At 44.2% G+C, this 21,189-nt stretch carries 12 protein-coding genes; 2 read left to right on the top strand and 10 right to left on the bottom strand.

Going from position 1 to position 21,189, the window contains the following annotated elements:
• Positions 1-427: 427 nt before the first annotated feature.
• The 5 genes from MTO98_RS02400 to MTO98_RS02380 form a co-directional block, all read right to left on the bottom strand.
• Positions 428-2,710, bottom strand: coding sequence for a GH92 family glycosyl hydrolase (locus MTO98_RS02400; protein ID WP_243485044.1), 2,283 nt, complete (start codon positions 2,708-2,710; stop codon positions 428-430).
• A gap of 338 nt (positions 2,711-3,048) precedes the next feature.
• Positions 3,049-5,235 (bottom strand): hypothetical protein, encoded by a 2,187-nt coding sequence (locus MTO98_RS02395; protein ID WP_243485043.1) that lies wholly within the window; start codon positions 5,233-5,235, stop codon positions 3,049-3,051.
• Between the two features lie 170 nt (positions 5,236-5,405).
• Entirely contained in the window at positions 5,406-6,155 is a 750-nt protein-coding gene (locus tag MTO98_RS02390) for a DUF3823 domain-containing protein (RefSeq protein ID WP_243485042.1), read from the bottom strand.
• Positions 6,156-6,168: 13 nt separating this feature from the next.
• Positions 6,169-8,079, bottom strand: a complete 1,911-nt coding sequence (locus MTO98_RS02385; RefSeq protein WP_243485041.1) for a RagB/SusD family nutrient uptake outer membrane protein — start codon at positions 8,077-8,079, stop codon at positions 6,169-6,171.
• Positions 8,080-8,092: 13 nt separating this feature from the next.
• Positions 8,093-11,266: a TonB-dependent receptor gene (locus MTO98_RS02380; protein WP_243485040.1), complete on the bottom strand. Its 3,174-nt coding sequence runs from the start codon at positions 11,264-11,266 to the stop codon at positions 8,093-8,095.
• Positions 11,267-11,354: 88 nt separating this feature from the next.
• Between MTO98_RS02380 and MTO98_RS02375 the strand changes: the two genes are divergently transcribed.
• Positions 11,355-11,510: a hypothetical protein gene (locus MTO98_RS02375; protein WP_243485039.1), complete on the top strand. Its 156-nt coding sequence runs from the start codon at positions 11,355-11,357 to the stop codon at positions 11,508-11,510.
• Between the two features lie 259 nt (positions 11,511-11,769).
• Here the strand turns inward: MTO98_RS02375 and MTO98_RS02370 are convergent, their stop codons facing one another.
• The gene (locus MTO98_RS02370; protein WP_243485038.1) at positions 11,770-12,957 is read right to left on the bottom strand and encodes a class I SAM-dependent rRNA methyltransferase; all 1,188 of its coding nucleotides are present in this window, start codon (positions 12,955-12,957) and stop codon (positions 11,770-11,772) included.
• A 396-nt stretch (positions 12,958-13,353) separates the two neighbouring features.
• Between MTO98_RS02370 and MTO98_RS02365 the strand changes: the two genes are divergently transcribed.
• Positions 13,354-14,208, top strand: a complete 855-nt coding sequence (locus MTO98_RS02365) for a DUF2911 domain-containing protein (RefSeq protein WP_243485037.1) — start codon at positions 13,354-13,356, stop codon at positions 14,206-14,208.
• A 95-nt stretch (positions 14,209-14,303) separates the two neighbouring features.
• Here MTO98_RS02365 and MTO98_RS02360 read toward each other — a convergent pair whose 3' ends face one another.
• From MTO98_RS02360 to MTO98_RS02345, 4 genes are all read right to left on the bottom strand, one after another.
• The gene (locus tag MTO98_RS02360) at positions 14,304-16,010 is read right to left on the bottom strand and encodes a sodium:solute symporter (protein ID WP_243485036.1); all 1,707 of its coding nucleotides are present in this window, start codon (positions 16,008-16,010) and stop codon (positions 14,304-14,306) included.
• A gap of 108 nt (positions 16,011-16,118) precedes the next feature.
• Complete coding sequence (locus tag MTO98_RS02355) at positions 16,119-16,310, bottom strand: hypothetical protein (protein ID WP_243485035.1); 192 nt, start codon at positions 16,308-16,310, stop codon at positions 16,119-16,121.
• 182 nt (positions 16,311-16,492) lie between these two features.
• Positions 16,493-18,547, bottom strand: coding sequence for a M13 family metallopeptidase (locus MTO98_RS02350; RefSeq protein WP_243485034.1), 2,055 nt, complete (start codon positions 18,545-18,547; stop codon positions 16,493-16,495).
• Positions 18,548-18,800: 253 nt separating this feature from the next.
• Complete coding sequence (locus MTO98_RS02345; RefSeq protein ID WP_243485033.1) at positions 18,801-20,855, bottom strand: M13 family metallopeptidase; 2,055 nt, start codon at positions 20,853-20,855, stop codon at positions 18,801-18,803.
• Positions 20,856-21,189 lie beyond the last annotated feature (334 nt).

Below are 21,189 nucleotides of genomic sequence, written 5' to 3'. Positions count from 1 at the left end.
CATATATCTCCCATCATAGCTATTTAATCTGCATGGTGGGAGACGCATGTGATGCGTCTCTACAAAAAACATAAAAAAGAGCGGGGTTGTGCGATTCCCCTCAGAGAGGCTACTGTGTGTACACATCTTTTAAATTTTAGCATTAATAAAAAATGTCATTTCGACGAACCAAGGGTAGGGGTTTGCGCATCGGAGGTGAGGAGAAATCTTCTACGCCCTGCTTTTACAGGTACAATGTAGAGTCCGATGTAGAAGATTTCTCTTTCGCTCCACCTCTCAGCCCGCCCCTGCTCTATCGAAATGACATTTTTTTATAAGATGTGTACACACAGTAGCTTGAGAGGGGTGGAGGTGTGTGTTTCTGCTTTGACAAACACACACCTGCTATCGCTCATTCCCGCCGCGCCCCCTCTCGAGAAGGGAGCTTTTATTTCTCTTTCTCGTTACTCATTGAATAAGGTACATCGGCATCTTTGGTGCCGCGGTCTTTATTCGGGGTAGCTTGCATATCAAAGTCAAGTACCGCACCATTTAATAAACCTTTATGGCTTAACCAGTTGTTGGTGTACGGCTTGCCATCAACAGTAAGTGTATTTACATACCTGTTATCTGCGCTGTTTTTTGGCGCATTGATGGTAATGGTTTTGCCATTCTCTAAATTAACCGTCACTTTTTTAAACAGTGGGGCACCTAACACATACTGATCACTGGCCGGGGTAACCGGGTAAAAACCCATAGCCGAGAAAATGTACCAGGCCGATGTTTGTCCGTTATCCTCGTCGCCGCAATAACCGTCAGGTGTTGCCCTGTAAAGCCTGTTCATGGCTTCACGAACCCAGTATTGGGTTTTCCATGGCTGACCTGCGTGATTGTATAAGTAGATCATGTGCTGAATTGGCTGGTTACCATGCGCGTACTGGCCCATACCGGCAATTTGCATTTCGCGGATCTCGTGGATCACACCACCATAATAGCTGTCATCAAATACCGGCGGCATTTCAAACACCGAATCCAGTTTGGCTGCAAACTGCTGCTTGCCGCCCATGAGGTTTATCAAACCCTGGATATCATGGAACACGCCCCAGCTATAATGCCAGCTGTTACCTTCGGTAAAGGCATCGCCCCATTTAAACGGATTGAAAGGAGTTTCAAAAGTACCATCCTGGTTTTTACCGCGCATCAGCTTGGTTTCAGGATCAAATATGTTGCGATAATTTTGGCTGCGTTTTTTGTAGATCTCGATTTCTTTTTTGGGTTTGCCTAAAGCTTTACCTAACTGGTAAATGGCAAAATCATCATAAGCATACTCCAGCGTACGGGCGGCGTTTTCGTTGATCTTAACATTATAAGGTACATAACCCAAAGTGTTATAATATTGCACACCACGGCGACCGGTTGCATTAGGGCCTTCGTTGTTAGCGCCGTGTTTAAGGGCCTGGTATAGTGTTTCGATATCATAACCGCGCAAACCTTTCAGGTAAGCTTCAGAAACTACCGATGCAGAGTTATTACCGATCATACAATCAGCATAACCCGGGCTCGACCACTCAGGCAGCCAGCCGCCTTCTTTATAGTCATTGATGAGGCCTTCCTGCATTTCTTTGTTGATGGATGGATAAACCAAATTCAGGAAAGGATAAAGTGCCCTGAAGGTATCCCAGAAACCGGTACCGGCAAACAGGTAACCCGGTGCAATTTTACCATTGAAGGGGCTGTAATGTACATTTTGTCCGCTGGCATCAACCTCGTACATTTTGTTGGGGAAGAAAAGCATGCGGTAAAGGCTGCTGTAAAAAGTGCGGGTTTGATCGATAGTACCACCCTCAACATCCAAACGGCTCAGGGTTTTGTTCCAGGTATCTTTTGCTTTTTGGCAGGTTGCTGCAAAGTCATCATTACCAAGCTCACGTTTCAGGTTAAGTTCGGCCTGTTCAATACTGATAAATGAAGAAGCTACTTTAAGATGAACTTTTTCGCCTTTAGCGGTTTTCAGCGTGATCACTGCACCGGCATGGTCACCGGTGTATTCCAACTGACCTGCATCCTGCTTCCAGTCATGCCATGCCGAAGCCAGCGCAAATGGTTTGTCTACATAAATAACAAAGTAGTTTTTAAAGTTAGCCGGTACTGCGCCGCTATTCTTGGTGCTGTAACCAATTATCTTTTGCTCACCGGGAATGATTTTTATATATGAACCTTTGTCAAACGCGTCGATCACAATGTGCGAACTGTCGCTTTTAGGAAAAGTGAACTGAAAACTGGCAGCACGTTCAGTAGGCGTAATTTCGGTTGTAACATCATAATCGGCCAGGTAAACGCTGTAGTAATACGGTTTTGCGGTTTCAGCTTTGTGCGAGAACCAGCTGCCGCGTTCTTTTTCGTTCAGCTTTAGCTTGCCTGTTTCTGGAAAAACGGAGAACATACCATAGTCATTCATCCACGGCGATGGCTGGTGGGTTTGCTTAAAACCGAGGATCTTATCGGCGTCATAGGTATACTGCCATCCATCGCCCATTTTACCGGTTTGCGGGGTCCAGAAATTCATACCCCAGGGCAGGGCTACTGCCGGGTACGTATTACCATTAGAAAGCGACGGCTTTGATTGCGTACCCATAAGCGGGTTGATCAGATCGACAGGTGACGACACCTTTTCTTGTGCCGAAAGTGCTGCCGGTAAAAAGGCGAACGCCAGGAGGAGTAATTTTTTCATTTATTATTTTGGGTGCTTTATTTTCAAATCAATACAACACATGTGTAAGAATAACAAAAAGCGTTGGCCTGCGCGATTCCCCTCTTGAGAGGGGTGGAGGGGTGTGTTACTCTACTCACGGCCTATAGCTCGCATAACACACCCCTGCTCCCGCTATGCCTTTCGCGCCCCCTCTCGAGAGGGGAACTTGAAAACCTCGCTAAAAATTTTTCAAACAATCATGTTCAATAAAAGGACAATTTTTTGAGCGAATGTACAAGCCAAACATCAAAAAAACTTCCGCACATGAAATTTCATGTACGGAAGCATAAACCAACTTTCTCTCAAAAAAGAATCTTTTACCATTTAATACTCACCTTAATACCATCGGGGCTGTTGGCAAAGCCCAGGTATAAGGTTTTTGACGATTTATCCCACGAGGATTTTACATCAGTAATGGTTTTTCCTTCGCTATCGGTAACTACTGTTTCCTTTGGTTGCCCGGGCAGCAGGATCCGGGCGCTGTTCAATGTGTTTATAGGGCTTTTGGCCACAAATGTGTAACTATTTTCTGTTACAGCTTCGTCATAAACTCTTGAGGCAGACGCCAATACTTTTGGCTGTTTTTTATCGGCAACACGCTTAACTACATATAATAAGGCCTGCTCATTAGGATTGATCGTTTTTTCGGCGAGTACAGGTAATTGCGGATCGAACAGATCGATAACCGGGCCTTTTACCACGTATGGTTTGCTATCGGCATTTTCATCCATTACCGAAACAACATCATAAGGGCCACGCTCCAGGTACATGCTGTTTTTAAATTTCAACTTGCCACCATCGGCATCTTTTTCATAAGCCTGCTTTACCAGGTTAATGAAAGTTTCGTCATTATTGGCCTGCATTACAAACTCTTTAGGGTTTTGTCTCAATACATAAACCGAACCTTTACCAACAGCAAAACGCTGATTGTTGCCGGTTGAGTTTACACCCAGCAGTTTAAACAGATGCTCAGATGGAGCTTTGAAATTGTTCCCTTTGGTATCCCACCATTCCATTACTGATTGGTACGGGTCATCGTCGCGGCCAACATAAATCAATACACCACCCTGTTTAACCCAGGCAGCCAGCTGCTCATGAACCTCGGCCGATACCGGTTTCATGTTAGAGTAGCTCATCACCAAAACTTTGATATCCTTAAGCGAGGCCGCGTAGCCCAGGTTTTCCATGTGCACGGTTTGTACCGGCACACCGCGTTTTACCAAAGGCAGCGTTTGTCCGTAAAAATTGGAAAACTGGGGGTCCTCAAAACCATTATGAGTAGGGAAGCGCTGAAACATCAATGTATTGCTCATCAGCACACCGATGCCGTTAACACCCGATACTTTATTGGTTGACACAGGCATATCATTAAGCGCGTTCACCATGATCTGCATCTGGGTGGAATAAAACTGCGGGATCAGTATTTTTTCATTAGTGCCTAATACCGGGTACGGATGGGTGTAAATGCGCTCCGGCCATGGCATTACCTCGTAGTCGGCTACCATAGGGTATAACAACTTGGCGGTAAAGGTAGCCTGGTAATTGCGTTTGTAATCGCTCCAGTCATGAACACGATCTTCAATAGGATCGGTAAGGAAAAACACTTTACGACCGGTTGGGGCAGTCATAGATACTACTGAGCCATATTCAAGGAAAGCGTTTTCAAATACACGTTCTTTTCTTTCGCCATTGAAGTAAGTAGGCTCGCGCGATGTGCCCGTCCAAACCTGGGCAATATAACCGTCGATACCCGGCAATGAAGCCAGACTTGCCTCCGGACTTACGATTTGCCACGACGAGTAGTTTACCAGCGAGTGCGTAGCTATGAACACTTTAATGTTCATGCCCTTGCTTTTGCCGTATTCTTTGGCATATGATGATACCTGTTTTATGGTTTCGTAATACAGGTTATATTTTAGCTTGTTGGATAAGTAAGTGTTTTCGGCCGATGCGTCCTGCGGTTTCCATGGGAAGCCGTAATATTTTTGCCATTGGTTTTTAAAGCCTGCGCTGTAACCCGCACGAGCCCAAAATTCTGGTTCTTCTAAAAAAATGTTGGTGATACCCACATCTATCACACGCTTAACTACCGCGGTTTTCATGTATTCGATAAAGGAATCGTCTGGCACCACGTAAGGCATATCCTTACCGTGGAAAATGGTATCGCCTTTTTGTGTTACCTGCCCTACGCCAAGGTGGTTTTTACCGTCCCATTTACCTAAAAAGTAATCTTTGTAATCGCCCCAGGCAATACCGGTCATGAAATTAACATCATAACCCCGGTCGCGCCATGATTTTACGCGTTGCTCAAAGGTCATGTTTGGATGATCGTTGGTGCCATAAACAATGGCAATGTCTGATCGCACATCAATTTCGGGCCTCCAGGGGCTGCTGGTTTGGAAAGCAGTTTTCTCTTTCAGCGATGCCGGTTTAGGGATAATATCCTGCGCATAAGCGCCGGCAGCAAAGGCAAGTCCGCAACAAAAAAGTAGCGTATTCTTCATAATATAGTTTTAATAATAAAATGCCGTTTTAGTCATTAGTCGTAAGTTCTAAGTTTAAAGTCAAAAAAGAAACAAAGGCTTTTGACTTTCGACTAATGACTATTGACTTAGAACTGTGTTTGGGAAGGACCACTCCCAGGCCCCTCCCTCACACAGGTATTCATATTGGTTTACGGAACTTTTACCTCTTTTACGTCGGTATAGTTGTAGTAATTAAGCCCATAAGAAATTCTTGCACCCACACGGATAAAATAGCTCCTTTTACCTGGCAATGCACCGCCAAGGGTAGTAAGGCTAATGGTTTTTCCTACGGTATTATTGGCATCGTCTCCACCCAGCTTAGGCGTATAACGGTTATCGTAATTATTATTGCCTACGTAGTTATTTGAGTTTACAAAAACAGCTACATCGCTCACGTTTTGCTGAAAGTTAGGATCGGCAGTACCACGGGTAACTTTAAAGCTGGTGGTAATAGTGCCATCTGCGTTCAAAACCGGATCGCCTACCCATTCTATCCTTAAAAACGGCTCAACCGAAAAATTAACGGTGGTTACATCTTTAACATCAACCGTCTGGCTTTTATCGACAACGGTTTTGCCTGTGTTATCAACCTGAACCAATGGCACAAAAGCACCCTCGGCCGAAATTACGTTTTTACCTGCAAACAGTTTGGTGTTTTGATAAGTACCATCCTGAAATGAAGATATGTAAAACGGGGTTGGATTATTGCTCCAGCTTATTTCCAATAACTTGATACGGGTGCCTGAACCCTGCTCGGTTTGTAAGCTTTTACCTGTACCGGCGTCATTTACTGCACCTTTTAAGGTAACGTTAGGGGCGGCATAATTATCAACCTTTTTGCATGAGCTGCCTGCGGCAACCAATACACTTAATGCTATGCTATAAAATAGTTTTTTCATCTCTCTCTTAAAATTAATAACCCGGATTTTGAATTAAATTCTGGCTCTTCTGGATCTCACCATCTGGTATTTGTTCGTAGTACCAGCGCGGATCAAATGTGTAGCGTGAGTTACGCTCATCTAAACGTGCGTCAAGGAAGTACTTACCGTCATTAGCTGAATAGAAAGGCATCAGCGTACGATAGGTGGTGGCGTTTTGCTCTTTATCTGCAACCCTCCAGCGGCGCATATCCCAGTATTGTTTATTTTCAAAACCAAGCTCTTTTTTGCGCTCTTTACGCACTACATTAATCGTTAAATCAGCAGTACCGGTTAACAGGTCGGCACCTGCACGTTCGCGGATCTGGTTGATTTGGGTAAAGGCATCCTGCAGATAGCTCTTGTCTGACTGACCAAGTGCGCTTAACTCTACAGCAGCTTCAGCGCGGTTAAGTAATACTTCGGCATAACGCAGCTCAATCCAGGTTTGGTCAGAGCGGTTCTCCAATACTTCGGAAGTCGGTTTGTCTGGTGCAATATATTTACGAATAGAGAAACCAGAAACAGAGTTGGTACCATCGCCGGTGAAATAACCGCTTAAACCAGCGGGGTTCATCGTTGTGCCATTTGGCAATTTGTATGGCGTTTGGCTTGCATTAGCCGATTGAACAATATTGTCAGTTGGGTAATGCGCGGTTGAACCAGCAGGCAAAAGCGGGCTGATGCCACCTGCTGTAGGCCCTGTATAAATGCCCCTGCGAATTTCGATACTAACACCTTTCATCACATCGCCCGGTAAAACTACGGTTGCCCTTAACCTTGGCTCGGCATTGGCAAATATGTCCATAGTGTTTGTGTACAGATCATATTTACCACCTGTTGTTGTTTTAATGGTGCCATCGGCATTTTTAGGAAAACCATCAAACAGCTCCACAAAATCTAACGTAGGGTTAACTTCTGATGAGTAGCCGTTAGCGCCCATTAACTGGCGTGGCACATTGTAAGCATCATAACCATGTACCGATTCAGGATAATGATATTGGCGAACAAATATGTTTTCAGGGCTTGATGCATCAAAAAACAAGTTAACATAATTTAGGTATTGCGCATTTTTATCGCCAGCAGCCCATGCTTTTTTGTATAAGCTATATTTACCGTCAACTAATAATGCTGCATCGTACGCTGCTTTAAAATAAGTAACTGCTTTTGCTGCAGGGATACCGCAAAGCCTGTTGCCGCTGCCATCAACCAATGTAATCTGGTTATATTTAGCTACAGTACCAGCGTAAAGCATTGCCCTTGATTTGAAACCGGCTGCCGCGTATTTATTAGCACGACCCGCCTGATTAGTTTCAGGTAAATTGGTATAAGCAAAATCCAGATCGGTACCTATAAAGTCATAAATCTTTTCTTCAGATGTGCGGGGGATTTTTAATTCCTCAATACTTTGATCAGGATAGTTAAGCACTTTGTCAACAAGTGGTACACCGCCATAACGTTTAACCAGGGCAAAGTAAGTAGCTGCACGCACAAACCTTGCTTCACCCAACCAGTTATTTATCTGATCTTTCGTAAAGTTGTTTGCATATTTAGGCAGGGTTTCAGCAAAATAGTTAGCATCCCTGATAACCCTGTAACAATCGCCCCAGGTTGAAAGGCCTGTGTTCTCCTGCATTGATCCATTCTGGTCACGGCTCAAAGCTTCGCCAGTGGTAGCACTTGTAGGGCTGATGATCCAGAACATATTTAAGCCTCTTTCGGGCGAATACCTGAAATCTTCAATAGGCAACTCACTGTACAGCCTTGACATGTAGGCCTGGATTCCCGCAGCGGTCGCAAAAACGTCATCATCTTTCACGATGCTTGGGGGCAGGGTATCCAGCTTTTTACATGCTGTTGTCCAGCAAAGTAAAAAAGCTAATATCGTATATGTGTATTTTTTCATGATCTGTAATGGATTATAGTTTAACATTTACACCGATTGAATAAATTTTATCTAAGGGGTATAAATAGCCATAGTTGGCCGATGGGTGTTCAGGGTCAAGATATTTCAAACCGGTAATGGTTAAAATATTGTACCCGTTCACGAAGATCCTTGCACCTTTGATACCTACCTTTTTAGCGGCACCGGCAGGAATGCTGTAACCGATCTCGGCAGATTTCAACCTTACATAAGCTGCGCTGTGGATATTTGAAAGCGAGTTGGTATTGGCAGTTGTACCTGTTAAAGCAAATGTACCCGGAGTCCATACTGTGTTAGGATCGTAAGGATCAGCTTTAGGATCTGTTGGATGATACCTGTCCATAAACATACCTAAGGCACTACCGCCACCCCATAACGGGATGTTCAATTGTTCAATGTATGATACGTTGATACCTGAAGCTCCCTGCCATACGGTATTGATATCAAAACCTTTGTATGAGCCGCCCAGTGTTAAACCAAATGTAGTTGAAGGTACGCTGTAGTTATTGTTACTTACGTTTTGTGCAATAGGGTGTACGTCCTGATCATTGATAACGCCGTCGCCGTTCCAGTCCTGCAAAATGTAGTCACCAACTACTGTGTTACGTGATACAAACTGCGGGCTGTTCAGGATTTGCTGATAGTTCTGGAACTGACCATTGGCACCGTAACCCCAGAATATATTGTTATAACGGTTGTCGTTATTGTTGTGCCAGTTAAGTTGTGAATTACCGTAAGCCGAGTGTACTTTGCTGATCCATTGAGTACGGGTATAACCAAATGTACCTTTAACAATGTAATTGAAGTTTCCAATATGGTAACGGTGGTTTATCTCGATATCAAAACCCTGGGCACGATCGCTGTTAAGGTTTTCCTGTGGCAAACCGGCACCTACAACACCTGGCAGGTTATCAGCACGGGTATCAAGCAAGCCGCTCCTGTCGCGCCTGAAGGCATCAACAGTTAAGCCTAACAAACCATTCCATGCCTGTAAATCGATACCGGCATTGTAAGTTTTTGCAACAAACCAGAAAATATACGGGTTGGCTATGCCACGGCTTTGCGCACCGTTAACAAAAGTACCGTCAAATACTGATCCCGGAGGCAATCTGTTGTTGTCACCAGAAGCAGGGTAGTTGTAACCTGTAAGATACTGATAGGCGTCAAGCTTGTCATCATCACCCAGTTTAGCGTATGATAAACGGATCTTCAGGTCATCGATAAATGACAGCGCTTTGGTGTTTTTCCAAAAGTTTTCCTGTGAAATCCTCCAGCCTGCAGATGCACCCGGGAAAAATCCCCATCTTTTAAGCGGCGAGTTTTTAGAGTTAGCATCATCCCTAAAACTAAACTCAACCAAATATTTTGACTTATAGTCATAGTTTACACGGCCAACAAATGATTTGGTTACAAAATCAAAAGGATAAGTGGCGTCAACTGTAGCAGTTTGGTTTAAGGCGTTACCTGCCGAAAGCTGATCAACAGGCAATGAAAGCTGACGCTGCGCATTGAAATTATCACCTTTTCGTTCGCTTTCCTCATAAAGCCCTAAAGCTGTAATGTTATGACCACCTTTAAATTGCTTAGCGTAGTTTAATGAAAGCTGCATCAGGGTGCTTGGCTTTTCATAAAACTGACGGGTGATTGAACCCGGAGTTTGGTTAGCTATGGCTTTATAACTATCGCTGTTGGCATCATAGTTATATTGGTTGTATGAACGCTGATAAATCTTATTGCTTGAAAAATAATAATCGTAGTTATACAAGCCTTTTGCACTTAAGCCTGGAACAAAAGGAACGTTGTACGTTGCAGATACCGAAGACTGTAACCATTTATTAGCAATTTGTTTGTAGCCATCAACATTGGCATCGGCCATGGCAACAGGGTTTGAACCATCAACCTCGCCATTGTTCAGGTATGCCGGATTGTTATTGGCATAGATGCTTTGAGTAGGTACCTGCCTCCAGAACGAGCGGATGATCCACCATGCATCCTGGTAAGGCTGATTTTTTTGCTCAATGGTACCACTTAGGTTTACGTCGATAGTAAGGTTTTTATTGATCTTGGTAGTAAGGTTTGAGCGCAGGTTATATTTCTTGTAGTTCAGATCGCCACTTTTGAAAAAGCCATCCTGATCGGTAATACCCATACTTACAAAGTAGCTGGTATTATCGGTACCCCCGGTGGCGTTCAGGTTATGCTGTTGCTGCGGGGCGCTGTTTGCAAATACAGGGCTGTACCAATCTGTGCTTTTTTTGGTTCCGTTACGATATGCAGCAAAATCGGCATCGGTATATTTTACCTGACCGCCGTTAACGTTGTGCAGCAATTGCTCATTAACAAGGGTCATGAAATCGATAGCGCCAACAGGTTTTGGCATATATGCAGGGATTTGCCAGCCATAGGTACCAGAATAGTTAAGGTCAACCACGCCTTTTTTACCTTTTTTAGTAGTTACGATAACCACACCGTTTGCAGCACGTACACCGTAAATAGCTGCTGACGCATCCTTCAACACCGAAATACTTTCAATATCGTTAGGATCAAGACGGGTGATGTTATCACGTGGGATACCATCAATAACTACCAATGGATTACCAAAACCACGAATATCAAAAGCATTGCTGAATGAGCCCGGCTCAGATGTGTTTTGAGTGATGCGTACACCCGCCACTTTACCGGCAAGCATGTTCAGTACGTTCTCGTTTTTGGTGGTCACGATCTCGCTGTTTGTAACAGAGGCAACCGATCCGGTTACTGTAGCTTTACGTTGGGTACCGTAACCTACAACCACTACCTCATTCATGTTGGTAGCATTTGGCTGAAGTTTGATATTGATCGATTTTTGGTTGCCTACGTTTACTTCCTGTGCAACATAACCCAGAAATGTAAACACCAACGTTTGACTTGGCTCGGCATTGATACTGTACTGCCCGCTCACATTGGTGGTTGTACCATTCGGCGTACCTTTGAGCTTAACACTTACACCGGGGAGGGGTTGTCCGTGTTCATCATTTACTACACCGGTTATTTTGCTGCCCTGAGCAAAAGCCGAAGTACACATGGCTAAAAACAAAAGAGCGGTAATGCAGCACTGCAATACTCCCTTAATTTTAGCACGATAACGGATGCGATGGCACCCATCATAATTGGTAAAATTTTCGTACATAAATAATTGGTTAATGGGTTTATAACTCTTGCCTCGGGGAAAGCAAAATGTATTAAACGAGGATGGTTAGACCCGCTTAGTACTTATCATGTTTTCCATTTGGCACAGCAATGATATAGCGGGTGGTATTAAAACAAGGGTTAAAAAAGGGGTTAACTCGGCTAAAATTTCATTAACCGTACAAAAATTAACCGCTTTTTTAAGCGGAGGAGGGCAAACTGAAGAAATACTACCGCAGGTTTAGCGATAAAGGAATCAATAGGGGCTATGAATAAAAACTATGTCATTGCGAGGTACGAAGCAATCGCACGGAAGCACAGCCGCCCTGTATAGCATGCGATTGCCGCGTCGCGTCCGCGCTCATCCCAATCTCGTTCCTCGCAATGACATTTTTTTGTCTTCCCGACAACTCGAGTGGTATCAGAGTATATCAAATGCCAAAGGGCTGTTTTGCATCGCAAAACAGCCCTTTGGCTATAGTTCCCCCTTCAGGGGCTTAGGAGTTAAAATACCCGGCAAAGTAAACCTTTCAAATACTCACCTTCGGGGAAGGAAGCGCGTACCGGATGATCTTCTGGTTGATGGAACTGGTAAATAAACTGCACCTGTTTACCGGCATCAAGCGCAGCCCAGGCAATTACCTGTTTAAAAGTTTCCATATCCATAGCACCAGAGCAAGAGTAAGTAGCCAGTAAACCACCTTCGTTAAGGAGTAACATACCCAAACGGTTCAGGTCTTTATAGGCCCTTGAGGCACGGGTTAATGCCGAGCGCGATGGTGCGTATTTAGGCGGATCGAGCACAATAACGTCAAACTTTTCACCTTCGTCCCTGAACTTGCGTAACTGCGTGTTCACATCCGATTTAATGGCTGTATGTTTAGTTGCATCCAGTTTATTCAACCGGATATTTTCAGCCAGTGTTTCGATGGCCAGTGCCGAACTATCCACACTGGTTACTGACGCTGCACCTTCTTTAAGGCTGTTTAGTGTAAAGCCGCCGGTATAGCAAAAGCAATCCAACACTTTTTTATCTTTCGCATGCATGGCCAGTACATGTCGGTTATCCCGCTGATCGCAATAAAAGCCCGATTTCTGACCCTCGGTGATATTGATGCCGTAAACTACGTTATTTTCTAAAACCTCTACCAATTCGGGCGGCGGGTTTCCTGCAAGCACTTTATTCTCTGCTTCGGCCAAGCCCTCGTGGGCGCGAGAGGCGTTATCGCTTTTATCTGAAATACTTTCGGGATTGAGCAGTTTCGTTAGCTCATCTATAATAACAGGCATTACATTTTGAATCCCCGATGTAAGTACCTGCACGGCCAGGTGTCCGGCATATTTATCAACAATGAGGCCCGGTAAATAATCCGATTCACTAAAAATTAACCGGCAGGTATTAGTTCCGTTAGCCAGTATATTATCCCGGCTTTTAACCGCTATCGCAACTTTTTCGCGAAACCAGGCTTCGTTTATCTGCGCATCCTTATTCCACTCCAGCAAGCGCAAAGTAACCCTCGATTGATCGTTATAAAAACCGTAGGCCATAAATTCGCCCTGGGCGTTTAGCAATTGCACCACATCGCCATTGGCGGGCTTACCCTTTACTTTTTCAATTGCTCCTGAAAATACCCAGGGGTGCCTTTGCAATACGGCTTTTTCTTTACCCTTCTTTAATATAACGTCAATCATGGGTGCAAAGGTAATAAAGCGCTGGTAATTTTAGCTTTGCAGTAACGCCGCCTCTGGGAAATGGTCTGTAAAATCATCAAACCTGTAAAAAATGAGAGTAAAAAAATTTCACACGAATTGATTTTCGAAATCGGCCACAATTAATCGAATTACACGAATTTTTTATTGATGCCGATTTGAAATTCGCGTAATTTGATTAATTAGAAAAAATTCGTGTACGAATTCCTCACCTATCGCCCTCATATAGTTAAACACTTTAAAAGCGATTTTCCTGAACGCTGCCTCTATTTATTACGTATTTGTGTTAGGGGCTCTAAACCTTGAAAATATTTTTAGGTCATACACAATAATATCTGCATTAAAACATTTGGTATCTTAGATTCGAAAACTATAATCATGAAAAAAACCTACGTACTCCTGTTCAGTATGCTGATAGCATGCTGTTGTTTTAGCACAAAATCATCCGCCCAAATTCCCCGCATACCCGAGGCCAGTTCAACTCAAACCATTATCCAGGATTTCGGATTAGGGAAAATAACCACCACTTACTCCCGCCCCAATGTTAAAGACCGTAAAATATTCGGCGGCATTATCCCTTACGGCGAAGTTTGGCGCACCGGCGCCAATGCTGCTACCGTAATTACATTTAGCGAAAAAGTAATTATTGAAGGCAATCCCGTGCCTGCAGGCACTTATTCACTATTCAGCATCCCTAATAAAAATGAGTGGACCATCATCCTTAATAAAACGGTAAAACAATGGGGCGCTTATAGCTATAAACAAGACCAGGATTTCCTGCGCTTTACGGTTAAACCTATCCGCGTAAGCGAAAAACGCGAAACATTTACTATGGCCTTTGTTAATTCAACCACAAAATCAACCGACCTGGTTTTAGTTTGGGACAAAACTGCGGCCTATATCCACATGGAAACCGACGATGACGCCAAGATCACAGCCAATATTGACGAGTTGATGAAAGGTGATCGTAAACCATATTATTTTAATGCTATACAGTACTATTACGAAAACCATAAAGACATTGATAAAGCCCTTGGCTGGGTTTACGAAGCCGAAAAAATTGAGCCTAAAGGCCCCTGGTATAAGCTATGGGAATCGCGCCTGTTATTACGTAAAGGGGATAAAGCCGGTGCTATTGCCGCTGCCGAAGCTGGTATAGCTTTAGCCAAAGCCGATAAAGATGAGGAATACACCCGTCTGAACCAGGAAGCACTGGATCAGGCTAAGCAATAAGCCCCACCCAACCCTCCCCTGAAAGGGAGGGCTTTAAAAGAAAATCGCCGTTTTCAATAGGGAACGGCGATTTTCTTTTTATAAATTGATAATGTTCAGAGAGGCCCCCCAACCGGGGGAGATTTAGAGGGGGCTTTATTAATCACCCACGCAATTATAATCAGCAATATTGCGCCAATGGCATTTAACCATAGATAAGCTATCACGTTATAATACCCCATAAGGCAAATGATGGCCTCGGTTATAATAGCAGCAATGAATACAGCAGTACCTCTTATTTTTTTGAGATAGAAAGCCACAATAAATACCCCCAGTATAGTTCCATAGATATAAGAACCCAACTGGTTCACGGCTTCAAGCAGGTTACCGATGCGACTGGCGTACAATGCCATGCCGATGCAAACCAACCCCCAAAATACCGTTGCCAGGCGTGATGCATTTAAATAATTCTGATCGGTAGCTCCGGGATTAATAATTCTTTTATAAATGTCAACCACACTTGTTGATGCCAATGAATTTAAAGCACTTGCAGTTGACCCCATGGATGCAAGGAAAATAATAGCCATCAATAAACCTATCAGCCCCTTAGGCAAATATTGGGTAACGAAGGTGAGAAACACATAATTGGTATCATTATCGTCGGCCTTGGGGTTGTTCTTTTTCATCAACTCAATAGCGTTTTGCCTAATGATGCGGGCCTGGATATCGGCTACTTTTAATTGATCCTGCGCATGATTGATGCGGTCCTCGTTTTTACTGTCGATGGCTTTTACCAATTCATCGGCTTTGATCTTCTTTTGCTCAAAAGCCTGGGTGTACTGCTGGTCGAGGTAATTATATTGCGTAGCGTAATTGCTTTTCTGAATTTGTTTAACCTCATACTGGTTAAAAAACATTGGCGGGCGGTTAAACTGGTAAAAGGCGAACACCAGTATTCCTATCAGTAATATCAGGAATTGCATCGGAATCTTGATCAGGCCATTCATGATCAGTCCCAAGCGGCTTTGTCCTATTGAGCTTCCGGTTAAATAACGTCCTACCTGGCTTTGATCTGTACCGAAGTAGGAGAGCTGTAAAAAAAAACCGCCAATCAGCCCGCTCCAAACCGTATAACGGTTATTCGGGTCAAATTTCCAGTCTATCACATTCATGCGCCCCATTTTTCCGGCCATTTTAAGCGAGCTCATGAAGCTTACATTGCCGGGCAGCAGGTAAACCACCAGTACGCCGGCCAAAAACATACCCATAAAAATGATGCTCATTTGCATCAATTGGGTGTATGACACGGCCTTGCTTCCGCCGTACACCGTATAAATAATTACCAGGCCACCTATAAAAAGTGTAGTGTAAACAGTGTTGATGTTTAAAATGGTTGAAAGAATAATAGATGGCGCGTAAATGGTAATCCCGGTTGAAAGGCCACGCTGTACCAAAAACAGAAATGAAGTAAGTGCGCGGGTTTTCAAATCGAAGCGTTGTTCCAGGAATTCGTAGGCGGTATAAACTTTAAGCTTATGAAAAATTGGGACAAAGGTGATACAAAGCACGATCATGGCCAGCGGCAGCCCGAAGTAGAACTGCACAAAGCGCATTCCATCAGAATATGCCTGGCCTGGCGCCGAAAGAAAGGTGATGGCACTGGCCTGTGTAGCCATTACCGATAAGCCCACATGGTACCAAGGCAATGAGCGGCTGCCCATCAAAAACTGGTCGATATTTTTATTGCTGCCGCTTTTCCATATACCATACAGCACAATAGAAAATATGGTAAGGCCTAAAACAATCCAGTCGGTTAAACTCATTCAAAGAATTTGGTAATGAGCCAGAATACTAAAACTAAAAAAACCAGCCATGCGGCAACAATGCCGTAAAACTGGTTCCAATTTTTTATAAATGAAGGCAGGTCAGGATCAGGCCTCTTCATTACGGCCACGAACTAACACGGCGATATATGCAGCAGCAGTTAATAAACCTAAAACACCACCTACAAAAATCCAGGTAAAGCCTTTATCGATAATGCCACCGACAAATAAACCGCTCAACAATCCAACCAGGTAGTATATGTAATCAAAGTTTTCTTTTTCTTCTTTATGGTGTCCCATGATGTTATGTATATGATTGCAGCAAAAATAGGTGATTAATTGAATTTTACCAAAGTTTCTTTTGTAAAAGGATTATAATAAACTATGTCACTGCGAGCGCAGCGTGGCAATCGCACGGAAGCGTATCCGCCCTGTATAGTATGCGATCGCTTCGTCGTCCCTCCTCGCAATAACATTTTTTATTACCAGATCTTCACCCTTTTATCCGGATCAATCCACATCTTGTCGCCTTTTTTAATATTGAAGGCCTTATAAAACTCAGGAACATCACTAAACGGGCCGTTCACCCTTAAAAAACCGGGGGCGTGTACATCCGTCAGGATCTGGTTGGCTAACGACTCATCCCGCTGCTGGCCGAGCCAGCCGAGGGCGTAACCTAAAAAGAAGCGCTGCATAGGCGTAAGTCCATCAATGAGCTTGCCTTCTTTGTATTGTTGTGTCTTTTTAAAAGCATCAATGCCTAACACGATTCCGCCCAGATCGGCAATATTTTCGCCTAAGGATGCCTTGCCATTTACATGCAGGCTGTCCAGTACCACATAGCTGCTAAACTGATCGGCCAGCATGTTGGCGCGTTTAGTGAACTTAGCCGAATCGGTCGGTGTCCACCAGGCCCTAAGATTGCCTCTGGCATCAAACTGGCGGCCTTCATCATCAAAACCGTGGGTAATTTCATGGCCAATGGTTGATGCCGCTACATAACCATAAGCTACAGCATCGTCCACCTCGCTATCTTTCACTCCCGGGATACTGAATTGTGCTGCCGGCAGGGTGATCTCATTATTTGAAGGACTATAGCTGGCGTTATAGGTCTGCGGTGTCATACCCCATTCGGTATGGTCAACTGGTTTACCGAGTTTGTTGATGTTAAACAGGTAAGCCCAATGCCTGGTTTGCATCACATTACCTGCGTATGATTCACGGCTGATCTCCATGCTCGAAAAATCCTTCCATTTATCAGGATAGCCAACTTTAGGATGAATAGCGTTCAATTTCGCCAATGCCTTCTGCTTGGTTTCCGGGCTCATCCAATCCAGTTTGGCAATATGTTCGCGGTATGCCTGGCGTATGGCCTCAACCATATCGGTATACCGCTGCTTGGCCTCCGCCGGGAAATATTCTTTCACAAAAAGTTGTCCCAGCAATTCACCCATTAAACCGTTTTCGGTATCCAGTACACGTTTCCAACGGGGGAGTTGCTCCTTGCGGCCCGATATCACCTTGCCGCTAAACCGGAAGCTTTCGGCATCGGCAGCAGTGTTAAGATAAGGAGCGTATGATGAAATCAGTTTCCAGCGCAGGTAAGCTTTCCAGTCATCAACAGAAAATGTGCTAAGCGCCGTATTAACCGCCCGGTAATACTCCGGCTGACCAACAATCACTGTATCAATGGGCTGCTTATATTCCAGCGTGCTGAACATTACCGGCCAGTTAATGTTGGGCGTAAGCTTGCCCAGCTGGGCTATGGTCATTTTGTTGTAGTTGTGATACGGATCGCGCAGGTTTTCAAGTTTGCGGCTGCTATCGGCCAAAAACTTTTCTATTTTAAATACACTTGCCGCTCCTTGCATTGCCTTTTGTTCATCCCAGCCCGAAAGCTTCAGCATAGCCGGCAGGTGATTGTTTATGTAATCGGTTCGTACCTTGGTGGTACGAGCATCGGTTTTAAAATAATAATCACGGTTAGGCAGTCCTAAACCCGATTGGCTCAACTGTACGATGGTTTTAACACTGTTTTTGGCATCCTGCCTTACACCGCTGCCTATGATATTGCGGGTACCGGTGGTAGTTAATACCGCCGCCGCGTTCAGGATGCCTGCTATATCGGCAGCCTGATCAATAATATCCAGCTGTGTTTTTATAGGGTTAATGCCCTGTTTTTCGATGGTCGCACTATCCAGCCCAGTGTAATAAAAATCGCCTATTTTTTGTGTGGATGTGCCTTTGGGGGCATTGGCCTTCAGGGCATCTTCGTTGATCTTTTTCAGCCTGTCGCGCAGTTCTTCGGATACCACGTTGCCTATACCCCAGCTTGAGTATGCCGCCGGTATGGGATTGCGTTTAAGCCAACCACCGTTGGCGTATTTAAAAAAATCATCACCCGGTTTTACCGATTGATCAAGATTGTCATAAACTGGGTCGGCCGGTTTATCAGCAATTTTCGCTTGGTAGGCGCTCAGGGCAAACAAAGCCAAAGTAGCTCCGCCAAGGAAGGTGCCTTTATAAAGTTTGGTCATGTCAACGCGTTTTGAACAAATTTAATAAAAACAAAGGCCTTTAAATAAGGCATTTGTAACATCGGGGATATATTCCGGGTTAAAACACGCGGGAATCACCGGAATCTATTTTCATGTCATTGCGAGCGATAGCGTGGCAATCTCGTCGGATACAGAGCGGACTTGCAAAGTATTTATGCACGGCTACGAGATTGCCACGTCGCCCCGGTTCACTGCCCAACGCTTGCTCCTCGCAATGACATTTTTTATACACCTACCATATCTTCACCCTTTTATCCGGATCTATCCACATCTTATCGCCTTTTTTAATGTGGAATGCCTCATAAAACTCAGGCACATCGGTAAATGGCCCGTTAACACGCATAAAACCGGGAGCATGTTCATTGGTGAGGATCTGGCTTGAAAGTGATTCTTTCCTGTCCTGGGTAAGCCAACCTAATGAGTAGCCTAAAAAGTAACGCTGCAGCGGGGTTAGGCCGTTAATCAGTTTACCTTCTTTATATTGTTGGGTTTTCTTGAAGGCATCAAGCCCTATCACAATGCCGCCCAAATCGGCAATATTTTCGCCTTGGGTGGCTTTACCGTTTACATGCAAGCCGTAAATACTGTAACCATTAAACTGATTGATAAGCATTTTGGCGCGCTGACTAAATTTTACCGAATCCTGCGGTGTCCACCAGGCTTTTAGGTTTCCGGCGGCATCAAACTGGCGGCCCTGATCGTCAAAACCATGGGTCATTTCATGCCCTATGGTTGATGCGGCAGCATAGCCGTAAATAATAGCATCGTCGATATTCTCATCCTTATAACCGGGGATTGTGAAGATTCCCGCGGGTAGCACAATTTCGTTGTTCGACGGATTATAATAAGCATTGTAGGTTTGCGGAGTAATGTCCCACTCGGTACGGTCGACAGGTTTGCCCAGCTTAGCCGCGCTGAAATTATGCCACCATTCGTTAGCCCGCAATACGTTGAGTGCATAAGGGCCACGATTGATCTCTAAGGTTGAAAAATCTTTCCATTTATCCGGGTAGCCCACTTTCGGGTTTACTTTTGATAATTTGTAGTAAGCCTTTTCCTTGGTTTCGGGGCTCATCCAGTCCAGTTTTTCAATATGCTCTTTAAAGCTGGTACGCATTTCTTCAACCAGCTTTACGTACCGATCCTTCGTTTTTTCGGGGAAATACTCTTTTACAAAGATCTGTCCCAGCACCTCGCCCATCAAACCGTTTTCGGTATCCAATACCCGTTTCCAGCGTGGAAGCTGAGCTGTGCTGCCTTCTATAACTTTATCATAAAAACGGAAGATCTCCTGGTCAAAAGGCTTGCTCAGGTACGAGCCGAAAGCAGTGATCAGGTTATTGCGCAGGTAATTTTTCCAATCGTCTATCGAGTAAACTTTTAATGCCTTATTCAGTGCTCTGTAATACTCCGGCTGACCAACAATTACGGTATCGGCATTTTTGTAATCCATCTTTTCGAAGGTGGGTTTCCAGTCGATATCCGGGGCCAGCTTACTCAGTGTGGCCAGCGTCATTTTGTTGTAGTTATGGTAAGGATCGCGCAGGTCCTCCAGCTTTCGGCTGCTATCAGCCAAAAAAGATTCGAGCGAGTAGGTTTTTTTAGCCGCTGCTTCCGCTTTATCAGCTGGCAAACCGGCCAGTTTAAACATGGTTGGCAGGTATTTATTTTGATAATCTGTACGGATAGCCACACTATGCTCATCCTTATTAAAATAATAATCGCGGTTAGGCATACCTATGCCCGACTGGTATAGGCTCAAAGCCATCTTTGAGCTGTTTTTGGCATCCTGACCAACATAGGCACCAATAGGTTGCGTTACGCCTATCCTTTGCAAATGGGCAAACTCTTCAACCAGGCTTTTAATATCTGTTATCCGGTCAATTTTGTCCAGCTCGTCCTTCAGCGGTGAAAGGCCTTGCTTTTCGATATTAACGGTATCCATCCCGCTGAAATAGAAATCACCGATTTTTTGCGTGTTGCTGCCTTTGGCTGCGTTGGCTTTCAGTGCATCTTCGTTGATCTTCTTCATCTTGTCGCGCAGTTCATCCTGCACAACATTACCAATGCCCCAGGAAGCGTAGGCCGCCGGAATAGGATTTTTACGAAGCCATGTGCCGTTGGCATATTTAAAAAAATCGTCGCCAGGCTTTACGGTAGTATCCATGTTATGGATTACGGGGTCGCCGGCTTCGTAAGCTTTTGTTTTGTCGTCATGGCTGCAGGCACTTAGTAAAGTGCCAAGCGTAACCGTAATTAGGGATAAGGACCGGATTTGTTTGTTCATTTTTCAGGTGTGTGTATGAATTAAAATACAACGACTGTATGGTATAATAGAATTTAGGACAACACTTTTTTTTAAATATGATAATTTAATATGTCTCCGGGAAAAAACCAGCTAAAGAAACATTAAAATAATAACAAATTTTGCGAATTGTTTCCAACCTGACATTAGCAATAACTGATTCGAACCGGGCAATATTTATGCGTGTTTCGTTAAAAAACCACTTCCAGATAACCCGGTTTTGCTTACGCAAAGTTTTTATCTGTAAGGAAATTTTTTGTTCAATTACGCTATTGCCATCGTTAAAACATTAAAAACCAGTCAAAAACACAATAAG

Source organism: Mucilaginibacter sp. SMC90, assembly GCF_022811725.1.
Lineage (GTDB): Bacteria > Bacteroidota > Bacteroidia > Sphingobacteriales > Sphingobacteriaceae > Mucilaginibacter.
Note: the sequence above shows the minus strand (reverse complement) of the source record. Positions and strands in the feature narration are given on the sequence as shown.

Coding starts and splice junctions, on each gene's coding strand:
- MTO98_RS02400 (WP_243485044.1), bottom strand. CDS start 2,710: ATGAAAAAATTACTCCTCCTGGCGTTCGCCTTTTTACCGGCAGCACTT.
- MTO98_RS02395 (WP_243485043.1), bottom strand. CDS start 5,235: ATGAAGAATACGCTACTTTTTTGTTGCGGACTTGCCTTTGCTGCCGGC.
- MTO98_RS02390 (WP_243485042.1), bottom strand. CDS start 6,155: ATGAAAAAACTATTTTATAGCATAGCATTAAGTGTATTGGTTGCCGCA.
- MTO98_RS02385 (WP_243485041.1), bottom strand. CDS start 8,079: ATGAAAAAATACACATATACGATATTAGCTTTTTTACTTTGCTGGACA.
- MTO98_RS02380 (WP_243485040.1), bottom strand. CDS start 11,266: ATGTACGAAAATTTTACCAATTATGATGGGTGCCATCGCATCCGTTAT.
- MTO98_RS02375 (WP_243485039.1), top strand. CDS start 11,355: ATGTTTTCCATTTGGCACAGCAATGATATAGCGGGTGGTATTAAAACA.
- MTO98_RS02370 (WP_243485038.1), bottom strand. CDS start 12,957: ATGATTGACGTTATATTAAAGAAGGGTAAAGAAAAAGCCGTATTGCAA.
- MTO98_RS02365 (WP_243485037.1), top strand. CDS start 13,354: ATGAAAAAAACCTACGTACTCCTGTTCAGTATGCTGATAGCATGCTGT.
- MTO98_RS02360 (WP_243485036.1), bottom strand. CDS start 16,010: ATGAGTTTAACCGACTGGATTGTTTTAGGCCTTACCATATTTTCTATT.
- MTO98_RS02355 (WP_243485035.1), bottom strand. CDS start 16,310: ATGGGACACCATAAAGAAGAAAAAGAAAACTTTGATTACATATACTAC.
- MTO98_RS02350 (WP_243485034.1), bottom strand. CDS start 18,547: ATGACCAAACTTTATAAAGGCACCTTCCTTGGCGGAGCTACTTTGGCT.
- MTO98_RS02345 (WP_243485033.1), bottom strand. CDS start 20,855: ATGAACAAACAAATCCGGTCCTTATCCCTAATTACGGTTACGCTTGGC.